The following is a 25,427-nucleotide window of genomic DNA, read 5'->3' on the forward strand; positions in this document are numbered from 1 at the left end:
GAAGATCGAACCGTTAAAAGCGCCGAACAAGTCGACATTTCCAACCCCTTCCAGGCTTCGATGAACTGAAGCGACCCGCCTTCGAAACCTACTTAACTCATTGAATCTCAAGGAGTTTTCCGTTTCGACCGCGCCGGAAGTGGGGCGAATTATAGAGACTCAGAATCTCCCGTCAACCCTTAATTTGCGTTTTCTATCAAGAGAGGGAAAAAGGCCGTTTCTATATAGAGGCGAATGTATAGCTGTCACTGAATGCCGAGCCCGCCAGAAATCAACCAATCACCTTCGCATACACCGACCGGTCAATATTCCCCCCGGACAGAATCACCCCGACCTTCTTCCCCTCCATCCTCCCACGCTCCTGCATCAACGCAGCCAATGCTGAGGCGCCTGCACCCTCTGCTAGGTTATGGGTATCGGTGTAATACACACGCATGGCTTCGGCAATCTCGCCTTCGCTGACCGAGACGATCCTCGCCGCCCCTTCCTTATAGATGTCGAACGCCTGCGCAATCGGCTTGCGCACAGCCAGGCCATCGGCAAAGGTATTCGCCGACGCCGTTTCGCAGATCACATTCGCTTCGAACGACAGCTTGGCAGCCGCGGCCTCCGTCGACACCACGCCCACCACTTCAGTATTCAGTCCTAGTGCGTCGCGAGCAGCAATGACACCACAGATCCCCGATCCGCAACCGATGGGCACGTACACCGTATCCAGATCCGGCGCCGCACCGAACAGCTCCAGCGCATAGGTCGCCACGCCCTTGACCAGTTCAACGTGAAACGGCGGCACCAGAAAAAGGTCATGCTCCTGCGCCAGGCGCGCCGCCTCTTCACGGGCCTCGTCAAAATCGCGCCCGTATTCGACCACTTCACCACCAAAGCCACGCATGGCGTTGTTCTTTTCCAGCGAATTGCCCTGCGGCACCACAATCAGCGCTTTCAGGCCCACGGCCCCCGCTGCCAGCGCCAGACTCTGACCGTGATTTCCACGCGTCGCGGAGACGATGCCTTTGACTGTCGGATGTTCACACCGCAACCAGTGCATAAAGGTAATACCACCTCGCACCTTGAAGGCACCGGTCGGCGTGTGATTTTCATGCTTGACCCAAACGGTGCAGCCCAACCGCTCGGCCAGCAACGGCCAACGGTATTGGGCGGTAGGCGGCATCACCTGGTAAACCTGGCGGGCAGCGTTTTCGATGTCGTCGCGAGTGAGTGTGTGCATTTAGGTGGCTCCCTGAACTTTGGCCCAGTCTAGGCACGGACGCACCACATCGGCTTTCAAAAAACTGACCTGACTTTTATCCGACCTCTTCTCTACTATGGTGCTCATGAACCATCGAAACCGGCGCCACCCCATAACCGTCGCTGAACCGATACGTCGTATCGAGGCCGGTCCGTGGGCGATCGAACTGCTGCCGGGCGCAGCCTACTCGGCGCGGTACGTGGCGACCCAGTCAGCGATCGGCTTTGCCTTCGACAGCCAGCACGGCGTGCACGCGATTGGTACTGACCGGATACGCCCCTTCGATGCGATGCCCAATGGCCTGGCGTTTGTTCCGGCTGGATGTGACGTGCTGTCCGAGTCGCCCATGGGCGGCGAGTACCTGCGAGTGATACGCACCGACGGCAAAGCACTGGCGGGTGACCGGGCGTTCAACAATCGCATCGACCCGCAGGCCATTCACCTCGCGTCGCGAATGCGCAGTGCGCTGCTGCAAGCCTCTCTGGATGATGACTGGGAACGCTGGGCGCTCGGTCTGGCGGGACGGGTCGAAGGTCATGAAGCGGTGTCGCCTCCAGGCTCGATCACCAGCAGCCGCATGCGCCTGCTGGATGAATTCATCGACGCCGGTCTCGGCAGCCCGCTCGCCGTCCCGGCGATGGCGCAATTGCTGGAGTTGTCCGAGGGTTACTTCATGCGTGCCTTCAAGCAGGCAACCGGCAAAAGCCCCCACAGTTACCTGATCGACAGACGACTGGCCAAAGCCCGAGCGTCAATGCGCGATACAACGGACAGTCTTTCGCAGATCGCGCTCGCCTGCGGTTTCAACTCGCAGGCGCATATGACCACAGCCTTCAAACAGCGCCTCGGCGTGAGTCCGGCGCAATTGCGCACAGATTCGCGCCATAGCTCTGTTACCGACAAACAACATTCTTCTATATAGAAGAAGCGGTCACCCGGCAGCTGCCCGGCATGTCTTTAGTCAAACCATTTCAGCGAACAACCAGTGGCATTCAAACGCCCTTCTGTGGTGTCCTGTTCGACAAGAGCCCGGCACGCTCACCGTCCGGCTCACTCCATTCCGGCATGCAACCGATGAGGTCCGTTTCATGAGCAAGGCGCCCTACGCACCACCCAAGGTCTGGAAACACATCGCTCCGTCCGGCGGCCAGTTCGCCAGCATCAATCGCCCGACTGCCGGGCCAACGCACGACAAGACGCTGCCGGTCGGCAAGCATCCGTTGCAACTGTATTCGCTGGCCACGCCCAACGGCGTGAAAGTGACCATCCTGCTTGAGGAGTTGCTGGCGCTCGGACGCACCGACGCCGAGTACGACGCCTGGCTGATCCGCATCAACGAGGGCGACCAGTTCTCCAGCGGCTTTGTCGAGATCAACCCCAATTCGAAAATTCCGGCGCTGCTGGATCGCAGTGTAGAACCGACCATTCGCGTCTTCGAATCCGGCTCGATCCTGCTCTATCTGGCGGAAAAATTCGGCGCCTTTCTGCCCACCGACCTGGCGGGACGCACCGAAACCCTGAACTGGCTGTTCTGGCAGATGGGCTCGGCACCCTACCTGGGCGGTGGCTTCGGGCATTTCTATGCCTATGCGCCGGAAAAGCTCGAATACCCGATCAACCGGTTCACCATGGAAACCAAGCGCCAGCTGGATGTGCTTGATCGCCGCCTGAGTGAAAGCCCCTACCTCGCCGGCAACGACTACACCATCGCCGACATCGCGGTCTGGCCTTGGTACGGGCAATTGGTGCGCAACAACGTCTACTCCGCCGCCGAGTTCCTTTCCGCTCACGAATACACCCACGTGCAGCGCTGGGCGCAAGAGATTGCCGAACGGCCTGCGGTGGTTCGTGGCCAGCGCGTCAACCGGACGTGGGGCGATGAAGCGAGCCAGGTTCCTGAGCGACATCAAGCAAGCGATCTGGATTGAGCTTCGCCTGATACGACGCGACGCCCGGTGCGGATTTATCGGGCGTTGCGTTCGCTACACCAACAGGTTGGCCCACTGCCCCGGCGTCATCTTCGTCACCATCAGCAGCACGATCACGAACATCCCCAGAAATCCGGCAATCCCCATCCAGAACCATTTTCGGTACACGCAGCTGTACTCATCAGGGAGCCCTGCCCCGGTCTCGACCGCGCTCGAAGCCATCACGTGCAAACGCTTTTGAAGCACCAGTACCGGCAACCAGAGCGAGCCGACACACAGGAAAATGATCAAGGAGGTCAGCACCCATTCCGTGGTCAGGGGCAGTCCGGCAAGCCTGGTCAACCCGTAACCCGTCGCGATCTGGATAAAGCCCGCCGGCGTGGTGATCCAGGCGTCGAACCGTACGACCATTCTCGCCACGTGAGCGATCACCAGAGGGTTGGCTGTACGGCTCGCGGCGATCAGGTAGAGGTAGGAGCCCATGCCGAATCCGAACAGAAAAACCGCGGCGATAATGTGAATGTATTTGAGGCACAGATAGAGCACGGTCAGTTCTGCCCGTCAGAGAAATGCATCGACAGGCTCAGATTCTGCGGATCGTTGATGGCCGCCATGTATTCAGCGACAGTGATCTCGCCCACGCAGGGACGTGCGCCAGCCTCGGGCCGATATCCCCGGGCGATTTTCGCGGCCAGGGCAACGGCTGCGCAGCTCGGGATCTCCGGTCCCTTGTCATTTCGGGCGGTGAGCTGCACCGTCATGGCCAGCGGTTTTCCGTCGATACCGAGTCCTGTCACGTCGATATACATCGCGCTTTTGCCATCACCGAATCGCTCGAACCAGGTACCCCAGCGATGAAGCCGCGCCGCCCAGGGAACATGATCACGAAACGCACCAAACCTGCGGGCCAGGGCGAACAGACCGTTGGCCACACCACCCAGCTTGAGGCCCGCGCCGGCCTTGAAACTCAAGGTTCGTGCGCCGTAGCGTTTGGCGAAGATATCCATGTCCGGAACATCGACGTTCGCCAGCACCCGAACGCCCAACTGAGGCATCCTGCGCAACGTCAGATCCAGCCAGCCTGCCACCTCATGAACCTGGCCATTCCTGAGTTGCCTGATCGGCTTGCCGGCGTAGGCCAGAACACCTTCAATCGTCGACAGGCCCGGCATTTTCGCCGACGAGGAAATACCATGTTCGATCGAATCGATGCGGGAGAAGCGATGCCGCTGTTCATCGATAAGGGCCGATGAAAGTGTCGGCACCGAACTGCAACCGCTGAGAATCGCCACGCCGGCCTGTTTCGCGCGGGCATCGAGGGCTTCGATGCCGTTGACGAAGGTTCTGCAGTCGGACAAGTCGCAATAATGCACACCCGCGTCGATGCAACGCTCGGCGACCGCATAGGGTTGCCCTTGAAACGGGCCGCCGGTGTGGATGACCAGTTGAATGCCCATCGATTTCAGAGCCGCTTCAAACCCGTCCCCCATCGCGTTGCCGCACCAACTCTGGCAGACAACGCCCGACCGGGCTTTCAGCTCGTCGACTTTGCGCACCAATTTCTGCGGGTCGCGGCCGGAGATCACCAGCTCGATGTCCGGCATCTCAATCAGATGCCGACTGACAATGCTGCCGAAATTTCCATAACCGCCGACCACTAAAACCCTGAGTGCCACGCAATACTTCCTTGAAATGGATAACTGATTTCAATCGGACATCTTTTACTTATGCGACTGACCCAGCGGGACAGCGCAGGCCGGGTCAACACGCCCTTGGCGCGGGAGCCGAGCGCCGCGTAGAGCGTCAAGGATGTCACCGACAACGCCCGATCAAGGCGCGACATTGCTGCCGCAGTTTCTGATCCTTGCCTCGATTTTCATCTCGTCGGAGTGAAACGCCGCATATTACAGGAGCACGCGGGACAACGGACCAACGGCCGCTACGCTTTACTTCTCGGGGTCAGCGGCCCAATGATAGAAAACGGCACCGACCTCGAATAACGACAACGGAGGGTCGTCCACCGATCATGAACATTCTCTACGACGAACAGGTCGACGGCGTTTTGCCCGACGTCGACAAAGCCGCGTTGTTGCAAGCCCTGCAGCGCCAGTGGCCGGATCTTGAAGTCCTGCATCAGCTTGAGGAACTCAAGCCGTATGAGTGCGATGGCCTCTCCGCCTATCGCACCACGCCGTTGCTGGTGGTACTGCCACGGCACATCGATGAAGTTCAGGGCGTGTTGCGGATCTGCCATGAGCGGCGGGTTCCGGTGGTGGCCAGAGGCGCCGGGACCGGTTTGTCCGGCGGAGCCCTGCCACTGGAGAAAGGCGTGTTGCTGGTAATGGCGCGCTTCAACAACATCCTGCACATCGACCCTGAAGCCCGCACCGCGCGGGTTCAACCCGGGGTGCGCAACCTGGCGATTTCCCAGGCCGCTGCGCCGTTCGGGCTGTATTACGCGCCTGATCCTTCCTCGCAAATCGCCTGCTCCATCGGCGGCAACGTGGCGGAAAACGCCGGCGGGGTGCATTGCCTCAAGTACGGTCTGACCGTGCACAATCTACTCAAGGTCGAAATTCTTACCGTCGATGGCGAACATCTGACGCTAGGCTCGAACGCACTGGATTCCCCCGGTTTCGATCTGTTAGCACTGTTCACCGGTTCCGAAGGCCTGCTCGGCGTCATCACCGAAGTCACGGTCAAACTCTTGCCCAAACCCCAGACTGCCAAAGTGCTGCTGGCGGCGTTCGACTCCGTGGAAAAGGCTGGTCGTGCAGTGGCCGACATCATCGCGGCCGGCATTATTCCCGGTGGCCTGGAGATGATGGACAACCTGGCGATCCGCGCCGCCGAAGATTTCATCCATGCCGGTTATCCGGTAGACGCCGAGGCGATTCTGCTCTGCGAACTCGATGGCGTTGAAGCCGATGTCCACGATGATTGCGCGCGGGTCCGACAGGTGCTCGACCACGCCGGTGCCACCGAGCTGCGCCAGGCCCGGGATGAGGCCGAGCGCGTGCGATTCTGGGCCGGACGCAAGAATGCCTTCCCCGCCGTAGGACGGTTATCTCCGGACTATTACTGCATGGACGGCACCATCCCGCGCCGCGAATTGCCCGGCGTACTGCACGCGATTGCGCAGCTTTCAGCCGAATATGGCTTGCGGGTCGCCAATGTATTCCACGCTGGCGACGGCAACATGCATCCACTGATTCTGTTCGATGCCAATCAGCCCGGCGAACTGGAACGTGCCGAGGTGCTGGGCGGCAAGATCCTCGAACTGTGCGTGAAGGTCGGCGGCAGCATTACCGGCGAACACGGCGTGGGCCGGGAAAAAATCAACCAGATGTGCGCGCAGTTCAATCGTGACGAGCTGACCCTGTTCCACGCCGTAAAGGCAGCCTTCGACCCCGGCGGTCTGCTCAATCCCGGCAAAAACATTCCGACCCTGCATCGCTGCGCCGAATTCGGCGCCCTGCACGTACACCACGGGCAATTGCCCTTCCCCGAGCTGGAGCGGTTCTGATGGGTGATACCAAGGATTTCGATGACAGCGCCTCGTTGCTCGAACAGGTCAACCGGGCACTGGAAAGCGCCACGCCGCTGCGCATTCAGGGGGCCAACAGCAAGGCGTTTCTCGGACGCATCGTCGGTGGCGAGATTCTCGACACCCGCGCCCATCGCGGCATCGTCAGCTACGACCCGACCGAACTGGTAATCACCGCACGCTGCGGCACTCCACTAGTGGAACTGCTGGCCGTGCTGGACGCTTCGCAACAGATGCTGGCTTGTGAACCACCCGCCTTCGCCGACGACGCAACAGTCGGCGGCATGATCGCCACGGGCCTGTCCGGGCCGCGTCGGCCCTGGTCGGGATCGGTGCGCGATTTCGTGTTGGGCACGCGGATCATCACGGGACATGGCAAGCATTTGCGCTTCGGCGGCGAAGTCATGAAAAACGTCGCCGGCTACGACCTGTCGCGCCTGATGAGCGGCAGTTACGGCTCGCTGGGGGTGATCACCGAAGTCTCGCTCAAGGTGCTGCCCAAACCGCGTGCGTGCCTGAGCCTCAGTCTGGAAATGACCGGCGAACAAGCCCTGCTGCGCCTGGCCGAATGGGGCCAGCAGCCGTTGCCGATCAGCGCCGCCTGTCACGATGGCCGGCAATTGCACTTGCGTCTGGAGGGTGGCGAAGGTTCAGTGGCGGCCGCCCATGATCGCCTTGGCGGCGAGTTGATCGACAGTTCGTTCTGGGCCGACCTCAACGAGCAACGCCTGGGCTTCTTCGATGAAGACCAACCGCTCTGGCGCCTGTCCGTGCCGCTCAACACGCCGCCGCTGAACCTGCCCGGCGAGCAGTGGCTCGACTGGGGCGGCGCGCAACGCTGGCTCAAATCGACAGCCGAAGCGGCGACCATTCGCAAAGTCGTCGGTGACGTCGGCGGCCATGCGACCTGCTACAGCCACGGCCTGATCGATGAGCCGTTCCATCCTCTGGCGCCCGCCCTGCTGCACTATCACCGCCAACTCAAACGACAACTCGACCCCCGGGGCATTTTCAATCCCGGGCGTCAGTACGCGGAGCTTTGAGCCATGCAGACCACCCTCAGCCCGCAAGCCCGACAACTGCCCCGCGCCGAAGAGGCCGAAAGCATTCTGCGCACCTGCGTTCATTGCGGATTCTGCAACGCGACCTGCCCGACTTATCAATTGCTCGGCGATGAACTGGACGGCCCGCGCGGACGCATCTATTTGATCAAGCAAGTACTCGAAGGCAACGAAGTTACGGCGAAAACCCAGCAACACCTGGATCGCTGCCTGTCATGCCGTAACTGTGAAACCACCTGCCCTTCCGGCGTGGACTATCACAACCTGCTCGACATTGGCCGAGCAGTGGTCAACGCAGCCGTCCCGCGGCCGCTCGGGCAACGCCTGTTGCGCGAAGGGCTTCGAAGCGTCGTGCCCAATCCGCGGTTGTTCAAAGGGTTGGTCAATGGCGGGCAGATGTTCCGGGCGCTACTGCCCGATGCCCTGCAAGACAAACTGCCACGCAACGCGGTGATGCCTGCATCACGTCCCGACATCCGCCATGCAAGGCAAGTGCTGATGTTGGAGGGTTGCGTACAGCCGGGTTTGTCACCCAATACCAATGCAGCAGCGGCACGGGTGCTGGATCGTCTGGGCATCAGCGTGATCCCGGCCCGCGAGGCTGGTTGTTGCGGCGCGGTGGATTATCACCTCGACGCCCAGGCCACCGGCCTTGACCGCGCCCGTCACAATATCGATGCGTGGTGGCCGGCCATCGAACGGGGTGCCGAGGCGATCGTGCAGACCGCCAGCGGTTGCGGTGCGTTCATCAAGGATTACGGGCATTTGCTTCGCGCCGATCCAACTTATGCCGAAAAGGCCAAAGCCGTCAGCGCGCTGGCAAAAGATCTGGTTGAGGTGCTGCGTGAAGAGCCGCTCGAATCCTTCGGCATCCACGCCAATCAACGTGTGGCTTTCCATTGCCCCTGCACCTTGCAGCACGCGCAGAAACTTGGCGGTGTGGTGGAGTCGGTACTGGTCCGACTGGGCTTCGACCTGACTGCCGTCCCCGACGCTCATCTGTGCTGCGGCTCGGCAGGTACTTACTCGATCACCCAACCGGCGCTGGCCAGATCACTGCGCGACAACAAACTCGCTGCGCTGGAGAGTGGTCATCCCGAGATCATCGCCACCGCCAACATCGGCTGTCAGGCACACCTCGATGGCGCCGGCCGCACGCCCGTCAGGCACTGGATCGAACTGGTGGACGCGCATTGCCGCTGAATGTCCGGAGTGCCTGCTACCCTTCAAGCGGTGGCGCAGACAAGTCTTCATGACGGATAAAGATGTGGCCTGCATCGCGCACCAACTGTCGCCACTCGGAAGCGTTGATAAGTCCCTGCTCCAGCATCTCGTCGGCTCCCTTGAGCAACTCATCGTATTGATCCTGAGGGTCGAGCTGCTCCCGAGACTGTGTTGCCAGATTGCGCCAGGCCGACAGGGAGTCTTTTTTGCGTTGATCGAACATATCGAATGCCTCGCGAAGATGACATCGGGTAGAGCCGGTTCGGTTCTGCGTCGTTCGATACATGCGACGAGTGGAAGGCGATGCGGTTGCTGCACTCAATGTTCGTTATGAGCTAATAACCCCTTCATTAAACGGTCGCTCAAACGTTGTACTAGGATAGGATCCAAATTTCCCGATTTGTGGTCGCCGGCCAAGGACATCAGCCGGAGAGTCGGGAAAGCGCAATTCCCCCATTGCTACTCATGGATGAAACACATGAACTCACATCTGTTCCCTCACATCGGCAAGGTCATCGCCAGCACCGGCAGCCGGCATTTTCCGCGGATGCTGCATGACCTGATCCTCACCCAACTGGCCGTGGATGCCACACATATCCGGCAGATGCGCGTGGAGCCGGTCGGACGTGCGCAACCGCGCACCGATCCTGAATGCCCCAAAGAGGCGACGCTGACGGCCGAGACGGTGTATTCCGAACTGAGCACCGATCCCGGCAACAGCGACGTGCCCGCCCCCGAACCCTCCACGGTCACCGATGCTTCGCAGTTGCACCTGACCCGACGCAAGGACGGTTACCGTTATGTGATTTCCGTGTACCGCTGCGGGCCGTCGAAGCGGTTTTCCGCCCGGGAGCGCAGCCTGTTACAGGACATCTCCCCGGTATTGCTGCCGATGGTGGAAAAGCACATCCACGCGCTGCAACCGGCGAATGCGGATCCCGAGGCGCAAGCCGCAGCGACCGAAGCATCGCTCCAAGGCCTGGAAACCCTGCGATTGCGTTTTTGCGAGCGCGTGCAGCAACTGGGCCTGAGCCTGTCCAACCGTGAGATGGAAGTGTGCGTCGGCCTCCTCGCCGGCCGCACCGCGCCTGAACTGGCCGAACAGTTGCAACTGAAGGTCAACACCGTCGAGAGCTACCTCAAGCGTGCCGCCATCAAACTGGGGATCAGCGGCCGCCATTCGCTGATGCGCTGGATGTATTCACCTGAAGACTGCCCGGCCGCCTGCGACCCGTCCAACGCGGCCTGATCGTTCGCACGCCTGTGAAAAAACCGCCGCCCTGCCAGGGACGGCGGTTTTTCATGCCCGCCGGTCAGTCCCGCGCCAACGCCTCGATCGGGTCGAGCCGCGACGCATTGCGTGCCGGCACGAAGCCGAACACGATGCCGATCAGCGTCGAGCAGAACACCGCTGTCAGCACCGAGCCCAGCGAGAACACCATCTCCCATTCCTTGATGAACAGCGAAAACAAATGGCCGATGGCGTAACTCAACGAAATTCCAATCGCCCCGCCCAGCAGACAGACCATCACCGCCTCAACCAGAAACTGCTGACGAATATCCGACTGCCGCGCCCCCACCGCCATGCGAATACCGATCTCGCGGGTACGTTCGGTGACTGATACCAGCATGATGTTCATCACCCCTATGCCGCCGACCACCAGCGAAATCACCGCAATCAGCGACAGCAACAAGGCCAGTGAGCGGCTAGTTTTCTGCACCGTCTGCATCACGCTGTCGAGGTTGTTGGTGAAGAAATCCTTGGTGCCGTGGCGCTGCAGCATCAGCTTGTTGACGTTGTCCTCCACGACCTTGCTCGGTTGGCCGTCCTTGATCCGCACACTGATGCTGTCCAGGTAACGCTGGCCCAATAACCGCCCGGCTGCGGTTTCATAAGGCACCCAGACATTCAAGGACTTGCTCGCCGAGAAGATGTTCTTCTTTTCCGCCGCGACACCGATCACGGTGCACGGCAGGTTGCCGATAAGGATCACCTGCCCCAGCGGATCGACTCCCTCGCCGAATAACCGTTGGCGGGTGTTGTGATCGATCACCACCACCTGCGCCTGGCGTCGGGCATCGTTTTCGCTGAACGGGATGCCCGACTCCATCTTGATTCCGCGCACCTGGAAGTACAGATCGCTGACGCCGTTGACCTGGGCATCGAGGTCGATGTTGCGATAGCGCAGCAACAGATTGCGCCCGACCACCGGCGTGGCGCTGTCGACGTAGTACAACTGATTGAGCGCCGCCACATCCGCCGGCACCAGGGTTTCGATGGCCGCCGAACGGCTGTCGCCGAAACTGGTGCCGGAATAGATATCGATGGTGTTGCTGCCGATGGCCTGAATGTCCTTGAGCACATAGCGCTTGGCCCCCTCGCCGATGGCCGAGATCGACACCACCGAGGTGATGCCGATGACGATCCCGAGCATGGTCAGCAGTGTGCGCATGCGATGCGAGATCAGCGCGACCCAGGCCATGTTGAACGCTTCCTTGAACAACCCGAGGCTGGCCACCAGACGCCGCGCTGCCGTGGATTTGGGCACCGCGTCCTCATTGGTCAGTGCCGTGGTGTCGCGCTCGTTGCGACGGTCGCTGAGGATTTCGCCGTCGCTGACTTCGATGATGCGCTCGGCGTTGGCCGCGACCTTGGGGTCGTGGGTCACCAGAATCACCGTGTGTCCGGCCGCGTGCAGCTCCAGCAGAATCCGCATTACCTCCTTGCCGCTGGTGGTATCGAGGGCGCCGGTGGGCTCATCCGCGAGGATCACTTCGCCGCCGTTCATCAGCGCGCGGGCGATACTCACCCGCTGCTGCTGACCGCCCGATAGCTGGCTCGGGCGATGGGTCAGGTGCCCTTCCAGCCCAAGGCGCGCCAACAATTCACGGGCTCGAGCATGCCGTTGTGGCTCCGGCGTGCCAGCGTAGATCGCCGGCATCTCGACGTTGTGCATCGCACTCAGATGCGGCAGCAAGTGGTAGCGCTGGAAGATGAAACCGAAATAGTCACGACGCAGTTCCGCCAGCGCCTGACTGTCCAGATCACGGGTTTCCCGGCCATTGATCTTGTAGCTGCCGGCCGTGGCGTAATCGAGGCAGCCGAGAATGTTCATCAAGGTCGATTTGCCGGAGCCCGAGGCGCCGATGATCGCCACCATTTCCCCGGCGTGGATCGTCAGGTCGATATTCTTCAGCGCCAGGAATTCACGGTCGCCCGCCGTGAAGCTGCGGCTGATGCCGGTCAGTTGCAGCAGAGGTTCGCTCATGCTCATGCCCCTGCCACTTTCGTCACCGGATCACCGATCACCACCCGGTCGCCTTCGGCCAGGCCTTCGTTGACCTGCACCTTGACGTTGTTGTTGATCCCGGTCTGCACATTGCGCGACTGCGCCTGGCCCTTGGCGTCCAGCACCCGCACCGGGAAACTGCCGTCGTTGTTGCGCGGGCCCAGCGCGGCCACCGGAATCGTCAGCACCGATTTGGCGGTGTCGAGCACCACCCGCACCTGAGCCGTCATGGAAATGCGCAAACGGTGATCGGGGTTGGGCACCTCGAACAGCGCGTTGTAGAACACCGCCGTGTTCTGCTTCGGCGTGCCGGCGGGCGGGGTTTCGAGGAAGTTCTGCGGCGCAGGCTCAGTACCGCGCAGCTTGCCGTAATAACGCTTGTCCTCGCCGAGAATGGTGAAATACACCTCCTGCCCCGGCGCGATGTGAATGACGTCGGCCTCCGACACCTGAGCCTTGACGGTCATGGTGTCCAGGTCCGCCAGTTTGAGCAGGATCGGTGCCAGCTGGTTGGCGATCACGGTCTGGCCTTCCTGGGTCACGATGCCCACCACGTCGCCGTCGATGGGCGCGACGATCCGTGTGTAGGCCAGATTGACCTTGGCCGTATCGATCTGGATATGCGCGCTCTTGATCTGCGCGTCCAGCGACAACAGGTTGGCTTGCTGCACTTCGTAGTTCGATTGCGCGGTTTCGAAATCCTGCCGCGAGATCGAGGCGTCCTCCTGCAGGTTCTGATAACGCTCGTAGATCGCCTTGGTCTGGCGCAACTGAGCCTGAGTCGCCCGGCGCTGGGCTTGCAGATTCTCCTCATCGACCTGTGCCTGACGCAGGGTGTTCTGCAGCACCAACGGATCGATCTCCGCCAGCCACTGGCCCTTCTTGACCTTGTCGCCGACCTTGACCTTCAGCGACTTCAACTGCCCCGAAACCTGGGCACCGACGTCCACCTGCTTGATGCCCTCCAGCAAACCGGTGGCCAGCACTGCGTTTTCAATGTCAGCGCGTTCGACCGTGGCGGTCAGGTATTGCGGTGCCTCGGCCGGCGCCTGCACCGTGTAGAACACCAACCCGGCCACCAGCGTCAACGCGATTCCCAGACCGACTTTGCGCAACTTCGACTGTTCCATAAATGACCACGATTCCGTTCAGGGTTGAGCCCGGCCAGCGGCCGGGTTCCAGGATAAAGACTTCAATCAGGACAATACTTGACCCGCCGCCACCGTCAGCCCGTCATGCCACCACGCCGCGAGACTGAAGACGTTGGGCGCCTTGAGGATTGTGAAGTGGTTGCCCGGGCCGTACCACACCGCCAGATCCCTGGCCTCGCGCTGCCAGCCTTCGAGCATCGCCGCCTGTTCGCGCTGGTTGCCTGATGCGTCCAGCGTCGGGTCGTCTACCAGCGCCAGACGCACCGGCCCGGTGTAGGCCAGAGCCGGCCGATAGACCGTGCGCAGCGCGGTGGCGAAGGTCCGCACCGGGCCCTGCATCGCGTCGAATGACGCGCGTTCGGACAGCACACCGGCGCGCACCATTCCCTCGTGCAGCAGGCGCATTTGCGTGGTGTCGTCGGCTTCGGCGAAGGCCAGCGCATCGATGCCCAGGGACTTGCCGCTGGACAGTTGCAACGACTCGATCAGCCGCAACAACGCCGCCGTCGTGGTGTAGGGCTTGCCCACCACGCTGTTGCCGCCCGGTGATTCACTGTCGATCAGGGTCAGGGACGCCACCTCGCGCCCCGCCGCCTGCAACTGCGCCGCCATGGCGTAAGCCACCCAACCACCGAACGAATGCCCGATCAGATGCACCGGCCCTTGCGGATACAACTGCTCAAGTGCCCGCAGGTAGAACGTGGCGGCGCTTTCGACCCGACTGTGCGGCACCGTCGCGCCGTCGAGGCCTCGGGGCTGCAACCCATGAATCGGCCACTCCGGCCCCAGCGCCTCGGTCAGGTGGATGAACCCGGTAACACTGTCGCCAGCCCCCGGCACACAGAAAATCGGCGCATGCCCGGTGTGACCGGTCTGAATGGTCAAGATCGGCTGATAGGCCGTTGGCGCCGGCGCAGTTGCCGTTTCCAGCGCCTGAGTCAGGGCCTGCCCCAGAGCCTGAACGTGGGGTGCTTTCATCATGCTCTGGTGGTCGCCCGGTACGTCGATGCAGCGCAGCTGCGCACCTGGCAATTCCTCAGCCCAACCGCGCGTGGCGCTGAGTCGTGACATTGGCGCCGAACGCTCCGTGGCACGCAGCAGATACAACGGCAGACCGATCGGGTTGATCCGGTAATGCGCCAATGCATGCCCGTGGGCCACTTCCCGGTCGAGGTAATGCCAGGCATCCGCCGACGAGACAGCCGCCAGCTCGGGTCTGAGCAACTGCTGTTCGTGACAATGGTTGAACAAATCGGCGAACGCCCACTGCTCAAGTTCGGTCTGCAACACCGCCAGACGCGCCAATGCTTGCTGCCCCTGTGTCTCGTGCCCGGCCCAATGCGCCGTGCAATGCAAAAGCAATTGGCGCTTGTGCACATGTGCATCGTTCCACTGCGCCTTGTTCGGATCGGCCAGGCGCGGCACGTAGGTATCGATCAGCCCGACGAACGCCACTGACTCGTCCATCCCGAGCAGTTGCGCCGCGATTTCATAAGCCAGCACGCCACCGAACGACCAGCCGGCAAGCCGATAGGGGCCGTGGGGTTGTCTGGCGCGGATCACCTCGACCAGTCGGGTTGCCAGGCATTCCATGGTACGCAGTTGCGTCATACCGGAATCGATTCCCGGCAAGCCGTAAATCGGGAACTCGCCGCCGATGTGCAGGCCCAGCGCCGGGAAATACAGGTCACGGCCACTGAACTCATGCACCAGGAACAACGGCGTGCCTTGTTCACTTGCACGCACCACGACCACGCCGTCATGGAGCGGCACAGCGTCACTGCGCTGGCACAGCAGCGTGGCAGTCCCCTCGACCGTGGGATGCTGGAACAGCTCGGCCAACGAAACCGGCCTGTCGGACTTTTGCATCAGATCGACAAGCCGCACCGCCAGCAGCGAATGCCCGCCCAGTTCGAAGAAGTTGTCATGGCGGCCTACCCGCCCGACTTGCAACACTTCAGCCCATAGCCCGGCCAGTGATTCCTCAAGAGGATTGGCCGGCGCTTCATAGTCACGCATGACCAGCGCTTGGTGTGTCGGCGCCGGCAAGGCTTTGCGATCGACCTTGCCGTTGTTGTTCAGCGGCAGGCTCTCCAGCGCCACCCAGGCGGTCGGCACCATGTACTCCGGTAACCTGGCTTGCAGCAGCGCGCGGAGGGTAGCGCCCTGCAATGCAGGATCGTGCGCCGTGTAATAGGCCACCAGCCGCGTTGGTTCCTGTCCGTCGCGTCGGGCCAGAACCACCGCTTCCTTGACCCCCGGACAGCTCAACAGGCGGTTTTCGATTTCTCCGAGCTCAATGCGGAAGCCGCGAATCTTCACCTGGTCATCATTGCGGCCGATGCATTCCAGTCGCCCCGGCGCCTGCCAGCGCACCAGGTCGCCCGTGCGATACATCAAGGCCTGCAGATTGTCGCTGAACGGATCCCGGAGGAATTTCTCGGCACTCAGTTGAGGCCGGTTCAGATAACCCAGCGCAACACCCTGACCACCGATGTACAACTCACCGGTGACGCCGAAGGGCACCGGTTGTTGCCGGTTATCCAGCACATACACGCGGGTATTGCCGATGGGGCCGCCAATCGAAACGCTGTCCGCATCCGGCGCCACCTCACGCACTTCGAAGGTGGTGGCGTACGTCGTGGTTTCGGTCGGGCCATAACAATGCACCAGGCGCAGGTCCGGTGCTTCGGCGAGCAGCTTTCGAAACGCCGCCGGATCGCCACGCTCCCCACCGCACAGCAGGATGCGCAGCCCTTTGAGCGCCTCGGGAATCAATTGCACGTACTGGTTGAACAACGCTGTGGTGACGAAGAGGATCGTCGCCCCGCACCGGTCAAGCTCCCTACCGAATGCCTGTGGGTCGAGCAAGGTCGCATGATCGATCACGGCCACCTGGCCACCGTTGAGCAAGGCGCCCCAGATATCCATTGTGCTCGCATCGAACGCCGGGTTCGAAGCGAATGCCACCCGGTCACTCGAGTTGAAATCGGCGTAGCCGCAGTCGATCACAAGGCGGGTAATGCCGCGATGCGGCACCATGACCCCCTTCGGGGTGCCCGTGGAGCCCGAGGTGTACATGATGTACGCCAGCGCCTCCGAGGACTGAGGCAGATCCGGGTTGTGCGAAGGACTCCCGGCAAGCGCCAGGGTATCCAGATCCATTCGCCGTACCGGGTACTCGATGACCTGATCGCTGCCGGTCAACAGCGCGACCGCCTGACAATCCTGCACCATGAATGCCTGACGCTCGGCGGGTGCGTTGATGTCCAGCGGCACATAGGCCGCCGCACACTTGATGATCGCCAACTGCGCGACCAACAACTCCAGCGAGCGTGGCAACAGAATCGCCACATGATCGCCGGGCTGCACACCTTGAGCGATGAGATGATGCGCCAGGCCGTTGGCGCTGCGGTTCAGTTCCGCGTAACTCAACACCTGCGTCCCGTGCACCGCGGCAACGGTTTGCGGATGCTCGGCGGCCTGCATCTCGAAGACCCGGTGCACGGTAAGCACTTGCGGACAGTCCGGTGCGGTGGCGTTGAATTCGTCGAGCAACTGCGTGCGTTCCTGATCCTCGATTATCTGCACATGCTCCAGCACTGCCTGGTCGTTGTTGACCATGGCCTGCAACAAGCGCTGGAAGTAACCGGCATAACGCCGTGCCGTCGCCTCATCGAACAGCGCTGTGGCGTACTCCATCCAGCCATTTATCCCGCTGGGCGATTCACCCAGGGTCAGGGTCAGGTCGAACTTGGCGAAGTGACTCGGCTCCGCCACCGCTTCCAGGGTCAGATCCCCCAGCGCCAATACCGGCCCGTCGCTGTTGCGCCAGTTGAACATGGTCTGGAACAGCGGGCTGTGGGCCAGGCTGCGGGCCGGTCGGGCAATTTCCACCACTTGCTCGAAGGGCAGGTCCTGATGGGCCTGGGCCTGCAGGGTCAGCGCCTTGACCCGCGCCAGCAGCGCTTCGGTGCTCAACTCACCGGAAGTATCAATGCGTAACGCCAGGGTATTGACGAACAACCCGATCAATCCGTCGATTTCGGCCCGGAAACGGTTGGCCACCGGCGAACCGACCACCACGTCCGATTGCCCGGCCAACCGGCTGAGCAGCATCGCCCACGCGCTCAGCATCGTCATGTACAGCGTCACGCCATGGCGCTGGCTCAAGGCTTTGAGGCCGGCGCTCAAGCGCTCGTCCAGGCACACTTCGACGCTGCTGCCGGCGTAATCCTGTTGCGGTGGTCGCGGTCGGTCGGCAGGCAACGTCAGCAAGGCTGGCGCATCGGCCAGCGTGCGTTGCCAATATTCGCTCTGGCGCTGCAAAACCTCCCCGCTCAGCCAGCGTCGCTGCCAGACGGCATAGTCGGTGTATTGCAACGCCAGCGGCGGCAAAGGGTCCGCCAACCCCTGACTGAAAGCCTGATACAACGCCATCAGCTCGCGGGTCAGCACCTCCATCGACCAACCGTCGGAGATGATGTGATGCAAGGTGATCAGCAACACATGGTGATCGTCGGCCATACGCACCAGCCGTCCGCGAATCAACGGATCATCCTGCAAGTCGAACGGGCCGGAAGCTTCCCCCTGAATCAGCGCCTGCAAGGCTTCATCGGCCTGCGGGTGGTGGCGCAAGTCCTCGACCCGCAGCAGCACACCGCTGTCGGGCGGGGTAATCAGCACCTGGGCTTCGCCGTTGTACGGCGTGAAACGGCTGCGCAGGCTTTCGTGCCGGGCGACTATCCTGGCCAGTGCCCGTTGCAGTGCATCGGCATCGAGCACACCGCGCAAACGCAGGCCGATCGGAATGTTGTAAGCCGTGTTGGCACCTTCCATCTGCGCCAGAAACCAGAAGCGCTGCTGGGAAAAAGACAGCGGCAATGCGCCTTCCCGTGGCACCGGCAGGATCGGCGGCTGTGTCGAGCGTCCGGCCTGGGCAAGCGACTGCGCCACCGACGCCAGCTCGGCATTGGCGAACAACTCGCCGAGCGCTAGCTCCACGCCCAGCCGCTGACGCACCTGCGCGACCATGCGCATGGCCAGCAACGAATGGCCGCCCAACTCAAAGAAATGATCCTGACGCCCTATCCGTTCGACCTGCAGAACCTCGGCCCAGATCTGCGCCAGTGTGCATTCCAGTTCGCCTTGTGGCGCCTCGTATTCGCGTGTGAGCAGGGCCGTGCGCTCCGGTAACGGCAAGGCCTTGCGATCGAGCTTGCCATTGGCGGTCAACGGCAAGCTGTCGAGCCGGACGAACGCGACCGGCACCATGTACTCGGGCAACTGGCCCAGCAGATGCTCGCGCAGTTGCGCCACAGCCAGTGGCTGCACCTGGGCCTGCTCGGTGAAATAGGCCACCAGCCGTGGTTGTCCGGGCTCATCTTCACGGGCCAGGACAACCACTTCCTGAATGCCGGGAAGTTGCTGTAGACGGCTTTCGATTTCCCCCAATTCGATGCGCATGCCGCGGATTTTCACTTGATCATCGTTGCGCCCCAGATATTCGATCGTCCCGTCCGGGCGCCAGCGAGCAAGGTCGCCAGCGCGATACATACGCGCATTCGGTCGTTCACTGAAGGGGTCCGGCAGAAAGCGTTCAGCGGTCAGTTGCGCACGGTTCAAGTAACCGCGCGCCACGCCTGCGCCACCGATATACAGCTCGCCGGATACGCCGATCGGCACCGGACGCTGTTGGTCGTCGAGCAGGTACACCGAGGTATTGCTCACCGGTTTACCGATGTGCAGTGCCTCCCCCGCCTCGATCCGTCCGGATGTTGCGACTACGGTGGCTTCGGTCGGGCCATAGTTGTTGATCACATCGAAATGCTGATTGCGCGAAAACTGACGCAAGCGGTCGCCGCCGATCAGCAAGGTGCGCAATGTCGGGTGCTCGAGATGCCGGCTGAAGGCGTATTCGGCGACGGGCGTCGGCAGGAAACTAACGTCCAGCGGTTGCGCGCACCACCAGGCCAGCAGCCCGTCGACGTCTTCACCGCCGTCCTGCGCAGGCGCCAGGTGCAGGGTCGCGCCGACGCACAGAGCTGGCCAGACTTCCCATGCCATCGCGTCGAAGCCGAACCCGGCCAGACTCGACGTATGGCGGCCGGCACACAGGTCAAACGCGTTGCAGTGCCAGTCGACCAGATTGGCCAGTGTCTGGTGTTCGACCATCACGCCCTTGGGCAAACCGGTGGAGCCGGAGGTGTAGATCACGTAAGCCAGGTTCGCCTCGGACAGACCTGGTACCACCGGGTTTGCGTCATTGCCTGAGCGCCAGGTGCGCGGGTCGAGATCAAGCACCGGCAGCTCCTGCGCCGGTAGCCGTGCGAGCAAATCACGTGAGGTCAGGATCGCCACCGGTGCGCAATCACTCAGCAAATAGTTCAGGCGTTCGGCCGGGTGCGCGGGGTCGATCGGCACATACCCGGCGCCTGCCTTGAGGACGGCGAGCAATCCGGCCAGGGTATCCAGCCCTCGCCGGGCGACAATGGCTACCCGGTCATCCGGTTGCACGCCCAGTTCGATCAAGCGATGTGCCAGAAGGTTGGCCTGGCGGTTCAATTCGTGGAACGTCAGTTGCTTGTCCAGCTGCACCGCTGCCAGCGCTTGCGGTCGCGCGACGACCTGCGCCTCGAAGCGTTGATGAATCGTCTGTCCGCGTACGTATTCAACATCACTGGTGTTGAACCCCGTCAACAGCTGTTCGCGCTCCAGGGCGGGCAGAACCGACAGTTGGCTCAACGGCGTATCCGCAGCTTGCTCCAGTGTCTGCAACAGGTTTTCCATGGCACACACCATATAGCCGCAGATGCGCTGCGCCTCGACTTCACGGGTGGCCAGCAGCGTCAGGCTGAAGTGATCGCCAAAGTCATCGATGCTCAAGGTCAGCGGGTAATTGGTGCGTTCCTCCGCATGCAGGACGCTGATCCCCTCCCAGGCCGAGAGCGCTTCGGCACTGGCATTGGCACTCGAGGTGCTGTGCCGGTAGTTGAGCAGCGAACTGAACAGCGGCGATGACCCGACCACCCCGCTGCAGCGCTGGGCCAGCACCAGCGGGGCGTGCTCATGGCGCATCAGACGGGTCAGACGTGCATGGGTGGCCTTCACCGACTCGCTTGCTGCCAGCGCGCTGACCTCGACACGGAACGGCAAGGTGTTGATGAAAATGCCCAGCGCGCGCTCGGTCGACTCCGCCCCTTGCATCCGCCCCATCAGCACGGTACCGAACACAACGGCGGACTTGCCGGTGAGTGCATTCAGAACCTGCCCCCAGCCGAGATGGAACAGACTCGCGACACTCACCCCGAGCGAACGGGCACTGGCTCGCAGGCGCTGCCCCAGCAACGGGTCAAGTGGCACACCGCACTCTTCGATGTCGCTGCCGTCGCCATGTACGCCTTGCAGGCCGAACGGCAACGTCGGCTCGTCGATGTCACCGAGCATCTCGCGGAAAAACGCCTCGTGCTCCGCCTCGCTGATGCCTAGCCGCGCCTGGGCGACATAATTGCGAAACGGTACGGGCGCTCCCAGTCTGGCGCTCTGCCCTGACAGGCAAGCCTGCATTTCCTCGCTGACCACAGCGAGCGCCGAGTGGTCCATTGCCATGTGGTGAAACAGCAATATCGCGACAATACGCCCGGACTCTGCATCCCAGGCATGGGCCAGGCGCAATAGCGGTGCACGTGTCACGTCGAGACGGAAATGCCGGGCGTCGAATCGCGCATGCAACTGCTCCAGAACATCGCCTTGAGCCACATCGAGCTGCACTTCTTCCACAGGTAACCCGACACGTCGCAGGACCACTTGCACCGGCGTGTCCAGTCCTTCCCAAACGATGGCGGTGCGCAGAATGTCGTGGCGCTCGATGACGGTCTGCAGGGCCTGGACGAATGCCTCGAACCGCTCGAGTCCGCTGAACGCGAATTTCGCCTGCATCACATACGGATCACCCTGTGCAGCGCTCGCGTGGTGGTAGAGGATGCCCTCCTGCAACGGCGTCAACGGGTAGATATCCTGGACATTGGCGCCGCCGCCAGGGATCTGCGCGACAATTTGATCGAGGGTGTCCTGGCTCAGGTCAACCAGCGTCAGCATCGCCGGGGTGACCCGTGTTGTGCCCGGTGAAATGCCATTGACCGGCACTTCAACCTGCCCCTCCCGTGCGCGCGAGTAAACGCCCGCCTCGATCAGCTCGATCAATGCCGGTTTGTGCTCGCGCAATGCGGCCAGCAAGGCCGGTTCACTCAGGGCCTGCTTGTTGCCATTGACCCGTAATTGCCCGTCCGTGATTGCCAACTGGATGTCTTTTTTCTTCAGCGCCGCCAACAGTTCATTCAGGTTCACAGGACGATCTCCATTCTTTCCGTGATAGCCGCGTAACCAGCCAGGGTCGGTTGCTCGAACAACGTCCGGACATCGGCTTCGATACCTTCCTGTTGCAGACGCCCGATCAGGCTGACCGCCAGCAACGAATGCCCACCCAGCTCAAAGAAATGGTCTTGTCGCCCGACGCGCTCGACCTTGAGCAATTCGCACCACAGTCCCGCGAGGAGGATTTCCATCTCGCCGACCGGGGCTTCGTATTCGCGAATGCTGACTGCAGCCGAATCCGGTGCGGGCAGCGCCTTGCGATCGACCTTGCCGTTGGGGCTCAGCGGCAGGCTGTCGAGCGCGACAAACGCCGACGGCACCATGTAATCGGGCAAGCGTGCCAGCAAGTGTTCGCGCAACGCCTCGACCCCCGGTTGCCCGGCGTCGGCATGCCAGGTGAAGTACGCCACCAGACGCTCCTCACGCACCAGCACCACGGCTTCACGCACGGCCGGATGGCTGAGCAGCTGCGCTTCGATCTCACCCGGTTCCAGGCGCAGGCCACGCAGCTTGACCTGGAAGTCGTTGCGCCCGATGAATTCGAGCTGACCATCGGCGCGGTAACGCACTAGGTCGCCCGTGGCGTACAGCCGATCGCCGGCCACGAACGGGCTCGGGATAAACCGTTCAGCCATCAACTGCGGCAGGCCCAGATAGCCCCGCGCAACCCCGGCACCACCAATGAACAACTGACCGATCACGCCCATCGGCACCGGCCGCTTGGCGGCATCGAGGACATACAGACGGGTGTTGTTGATCGGCCGTCCGATCGGCAACGCGCTGTCCGGTACCGGCATCGACGGTTCCAGCGTCCACGCCGTGCTGTCGACCGTGGCTTCGGTCGGGCCGTAAACGTTGTGCAAGCGCACTTGCGGCAAACGCTCGCGCACAAGGCGAGCCAGCGCCGGCGTCAGGTCACCGCCGCCACAGAACACGTCGGTAAGGCTGCTGCACTGGCTGACAGCGTCTTGTTCGAGGAACTGTTGCAACAGGACCGGCACGAACTGGATCACGCTGATCCGCTGTTCGCGAATCACCTGCGCCAGATACGCCGGCTCGCGGTGCCCGTCAGGACGCGCCAGCACCAGACGCAGGCCAGCGCTCAGAGGCCAGAACAGCTCCCAGACCGAGGCATCGAAACTGAACGGGGTTTTCTGCAACAGGACACCGTCCGTCACGGCGGGACACAGCTGCGAACTCCAGTGCAGCAAATTGCCTACGCCACGATGCTCGACCATCACGCCCTTCGGTGCACCGGTCGAGCCGGAGGTGTAGATCACGTAGGCCAGGTTCGAAGCGCTCAGGTTCGGTACTTGCGGGTTGTCCTCCGGATTGAATGTCCAGTGATCCTGATCCAGATCGATCACCAGCGCGGTGCTCTCGCCCAGCAACTCACGCGTCGCCCCGTGCACCAGCACCGCTACCGGCGCGCTGTCCTTGAGCATGTAATCCAGACGTTCCGCCGGGTACGCAGGATCCAGCGGCACATAGGCGCCGCCGGCCTTGAGGATGCCGAGCAGACCGACCATCAGCTCCAGCCCGCGCTCGACACAGATTGCCACCCGCGAATCCGGCCCCACGCCCAACTCGCGCAGGTGATGGGCCAGACGGTTGGCCTGTGCGTTGAGTTCGGCGTAAGTCAGCCGCTGCTCACCAGCCTGCAACGCAACGGCTTGCGGCGTGCGTTGCACTTGCGCCTCGAACAGAGCGTGAACGGTTTGCTCCAGATCGTCGGCGGTGCCGGTGACGTTGAGGTCGTACAGCACCTGCTGACGTTCAGCGCCGTCAAGGATCGGCAAGCGGTTCAGCGGCTGATCCGGTGCCTGTTCCAGAGCATCCGCCAGCTTCTCCAGCGCGGTCTGCATGTAGTCACAGATGCGCTGCGAACCGATGCTCGCCGGGGTCATGGCGGTGAGCACAAAACCGCTGCCCAGATCATCGACGCCCAGGCTCAGCGGATAGTTGGTGCGTTCTTCGCTGCTCAGGGTCTCGATGCCTTGCCAGGCCTGACGAAGGTTTTGCTGTTGAGCTTCATTAGCGCTGTGCCGGTAGTTGAGCATCGAACTGAAAAGCGGCGACGGCGCGGCCACGCCGCTGCAACGCTGGGCCAGTGCCAGTGACGCGTGCTCATGGCCGAGCAATGCGCTGAGTCTCGCATGCGTCGCCCGAGCCCCTTCGCGCACCGGGGTTGCCCCCAGATCGACCCGCAGCGGCAAGGTGTTGATGAACATCCCCAACGCCCGGTCGGCCCCCTCGCCGCCCTGCATCCGGCCCATCAGCACCGTGCCGAATACCACACGATCCTGCCCGGATGTCGCGGCCAGCACCTGTGCCCACGCGAGGTGGAACAGGCTGGCCACGCTGATGCCCAGTTGCCGTGCGAGGCTGCGCAGACGCTGGCCGGTCGCTTCGGTCAGGGCCTGTCGCGTTTCCTCGATGTCGCTACCGTCACCTTGCACATCCTGCAAGCCGAACGGCAAGGTCGGCTCGTCGATGTCGCCGAGCATGTCGTGGAAGAACGCTTCGTGCTCCTGCTCGCTGACACCCAGCCGCGCCTGCGCTACGTAGTTGCGGTAAGGCACCGCCGCGCCCAGCGAGGCTTCATGCCCTTGCAGGCAGGCGAGCATTTCGTGCTGCACCACGTCCAGCGCAGTGTGATCCATCACCACATGGTGGAACAGCAACATCGCGACCACCCGGTCGTGGGCCGGATCACGCGCGTACACCAGACGCAGCAACGGTGCCTGACTGATGTCGAGGCGGTAGTGACGGGCATCGAAACGCCCATGCAACTGCTCGAGAATGTCGCCATCCGCCGGATCAAGCACGATCTCCTGCACAGGCAGATCTGCGTGACGCCACACCACTTGCATCGGCTCCGCGAGTTCCTGCCAGATCACCGCCGTGCGCAGGATGTCGTGACGGGAAATGACCTGACGCAGCGCTGCCGCGAAGGCTTCCACACGCTCGACGCTGTCGAAGGCCAGCCGCGATTGCAGCAGATACGGGTCGCCCTGCTCTGCGCTCAAGTGGTGATAGAGGATGCCTTCCTGCAACGGCGCCAGCGGGTAAATATCCTGCACGTTCGCCGCGCCGCCCGGCACGCGGGCGACGATCCGGTCGATGCTCGACTGATCCAGCTCGGTCAGGCTCAGCAGTTCCGGAGTGATGTGGCTGCAATCAGCGGGAATGCGATTGGCCGGCACTTCGATTTCGCGACCGCTGCCCACCGCTGCGGCCAGGGCTGCCAGAGTTGGCTGGCTGAACAGCACACGCACATCGGTGTTCAAGCCGATCTGGCGCAGGCGTTCGATCAGGGTGACGGCCAGCAGCGAATGGCCGCCCAGTTCGAAAAAGTTGTCGTGGCGACCGACTTTTTCCAGCTTCAGAACATCGGCCCAGATCTGCGCCAGCGCAGTTTCCACCGGCCCTTGTGGGGCCTCGTATTCACGGCTGAGCCATGCGCTTTGATCCGGCTCCGGCAAGGCCTTGCGGTCGAGTTTGCCGTTGGCGGTCAGCGGCAAGGTGTCGAGTCGCACGTAAGCCGCCGGGATCAGCGCTTGCGGCAACCGGGTTTGCAGATGATTGCGCAGAGCTTCGATAT

General features: G+C 62.2%; 14 protein-coding genes. 6 read left to right on the forward strand and 8 right to left on the reverse strand.

Going from position 1 to position 25,427, the window contains the following annotated elements:
- Window positions 1-271 precede the first annotated feature (271 nt).
- Complete coding sequence (locus tag EIY71_RS27540) at window positions 272-1,228, reverse strand: threonine dehydratase (RefSeq protein ID WP_134023862.1); 957 nt, start codon at window positions 1,226-1,228, stop codon at window positions 272-274.
- Between the two features lie 97 nt (window positions 1,229-1,325).
- On the opposite strand from EIY71_RS27540, the gene EIY71_RS27545 reads away from it, so the two are divergent.
- The gene (locus tag EIY71_RS27545; protein WP_085748368.1) at window positions 1,326-2,171 is read left to right on the forward strand and encodes an AraC family transcriptional regulator; all 846 of its coding nucleotides are present in this window, start codon (window positions 1,326-1,328) and stop codon (window positions 2,169-2,171) included.
- 166 nt (window positions 2,172-2,337) lie between these two features.
- The gene (gene yghU / locus EIY71_RS27550; protein WP_085748369.1) at window positions 2,338-3,177 is read left to right on the forward strand and encodes a glutathione-dependent disulfide-bond oxidoreductase; all 840 of its coding nucleotides are present in this window, start codon (window positions 2,338-2,340) and stop codon (window positions 3,175-3,177) included.
- A 54-nt stretch (window positions 3,178-3,231) separates the two neighbouring features.
- Here yghU and EIY71_RS27555 read toward each other — a convergent pair whose 3' ends face one another.
- Window positions 3,232-3,723, reverse strand: a complete 492-nt coding sequence (locus tag EIY71_RS27555) for a DUF2269 domain-containing protein (protein WP_085748370.1) — start codon at window positions 3,721-3,723, stop codon at window positions 3,232-3,234.
- A 2-nt stretch (window positions 3,724-3,725) separates the two neighbouring features.
- Window positions 3,726-4,853: a saccharopine dehydrogenase family protein gene (locus EIY71_RS27560; protein ID WP_085748371.1), complete on the reverse strand. Its 1,128-nt coding sequence runs from the start codon at window positions 4,851-4,853 to the stop codon at window positions 3,726-3,728.
- 350 nt (window positions 4,854-5,203) lie between these two features.
- Here EIY71_RS27560 and glcD point away from each other — a divergent pair, with 350 nt between their 5' ends.
- Genes glcD through glcF form a run of 3 tightly spaced genes read left to right on the forward strand, consistent with a single transcriptional unit; the run spans window position 5,204 to window position 8,988 of the window.
- Window positions 5,204-6,703, forward strand: coding sequence for a glycolate oxidase subunit GlcD (glcD, locus tag EIY71_RS27570; RefSeq protein WP_085748373.1), 1,500 nt, complete (start codon window positions 5,204-5,206; stop codon window positions 6,701-6,703).
- Complete coding sequence (gene glcE / locus EIY71_RS27575) at window positions 6,703-7,767, forward strand: glycolate oxidase subunit GlcE (RefSeq protein ID WP_085748374.1); 1,065 nt, start codon at window positions 6,703-6,705, stop codon at window positions 7,765-7,767. The genes glcD and glcE overlap by 1 nt, the downstream gene beginning before the upstream one ends.
- A 3-nt stretch (window positions 7,768-7,770) precedes the next feature.
- Window positions 7,771-8,988: a glycolate oxidase subunit GlcF gene (gene glcF / locus EIY71_RS27580; RefSeq protein WP_085748375.1), complete on the forward strand. Its 1,218-nt coding sequence runs from the start codon at window positions 7,771-7,773 to the stop codon at window positions 8,986-8,988.
- Window positions 8,989-9,004: 16 nt separating this feature from the next.
- Here the strand turns inward: glcF and EIY71_RS27585 are convergent, their stop codons facing one another.
- Entirely contained in the window at window positions 9,005-9,232 is a 228-nt protein-coding gene (locus EIY71_RS27585; protein WP_085748376.1) for a hypothetical protein, read from the reverse strand.
- A gap of 255 nt (window positions 9,233-9,487) precedes the next feature.
- On the opposite strand from EIY71_RS27585, the gene EIY71_RS27590 reads away from it, so the two are divergent.
- Window positions 9,488-10,258, forward strand: a complete 771-nt coding sequence (locus EIY71_RS27590) for a helix-turn-helix transcriptional regulator (protein ID WP_134023864.1) — start codon at window positions 9,488-9,490, stop codon at window positions 10,256-10,258.
- 64 nt (window positions 10,259-10,322) lie between these two features.
- Here EIY71_RS27590 and EIY71_RS27595 read toward each other — a convergent pair whose 3' ends face one another.
- The 4 genes from EIY71_RS27595 to EIY71_RS27610 form a co-directional block, all read right to left on the reverse strand.
- Complete coding sequence (locus EIY71_RS27595) at window positions 10,323-12,278, reverse strand: MacB family efflux pump subunit (RefSeq protein ID WP_129974061.1); 1,956 nt, start codon at window positions 12,276-12,278, stop codon at window positions 10,323-10,325.
- 2 nt (window positions 12,279-12,280) lie between these two features.
- A complete protein-coding gene (gene macA, locus EIY71_RS27600; protein WP_085748379.1) occupies window positions 12,281-13,429 on the reverse strand; it encodes a macrolide transporter subunit MacA in 1,149 nt (382 codons plus the stop codon).
- Window positions 13,430-13,495: 66 nt separating this feature from the next.
- Window positions 13,496-21,796, reverse strand: a complete 8,301-nt coding sequence (locus EIY71_RS27605; RefSeq protein ID WP_134023866.1) for a non-ribosomal peptide synthetase — start codon at window positions 21,794-21,796, stop codon at window positions 13,496-13,498.
- Window positions 21,793-25,427, reverse strand: a 3,635-nt coding sequence (locus tag EIY71_RS27610; RefSeq protein WP_134023868.1) for a non-ribosomal peptide synthetase, incomplete at its 5' end; no start/stop codon positions are given. The genes EIY71_RS27605 and EIY71_RS27610, both read right to left, overlap by 4 nt.

It is taken from the genome of Pseudomonas sp. CH235 (genome assembly GCF_004368175.1).
Taxonomy (GTDB): domain Bacteria; phylum Pseudomonadota; class Gammaproteobacteria; order Pseudomonadales; family Pseudomonadaceae; genus Aquipseudomonas; species Aquipseudomonas paraglycinae.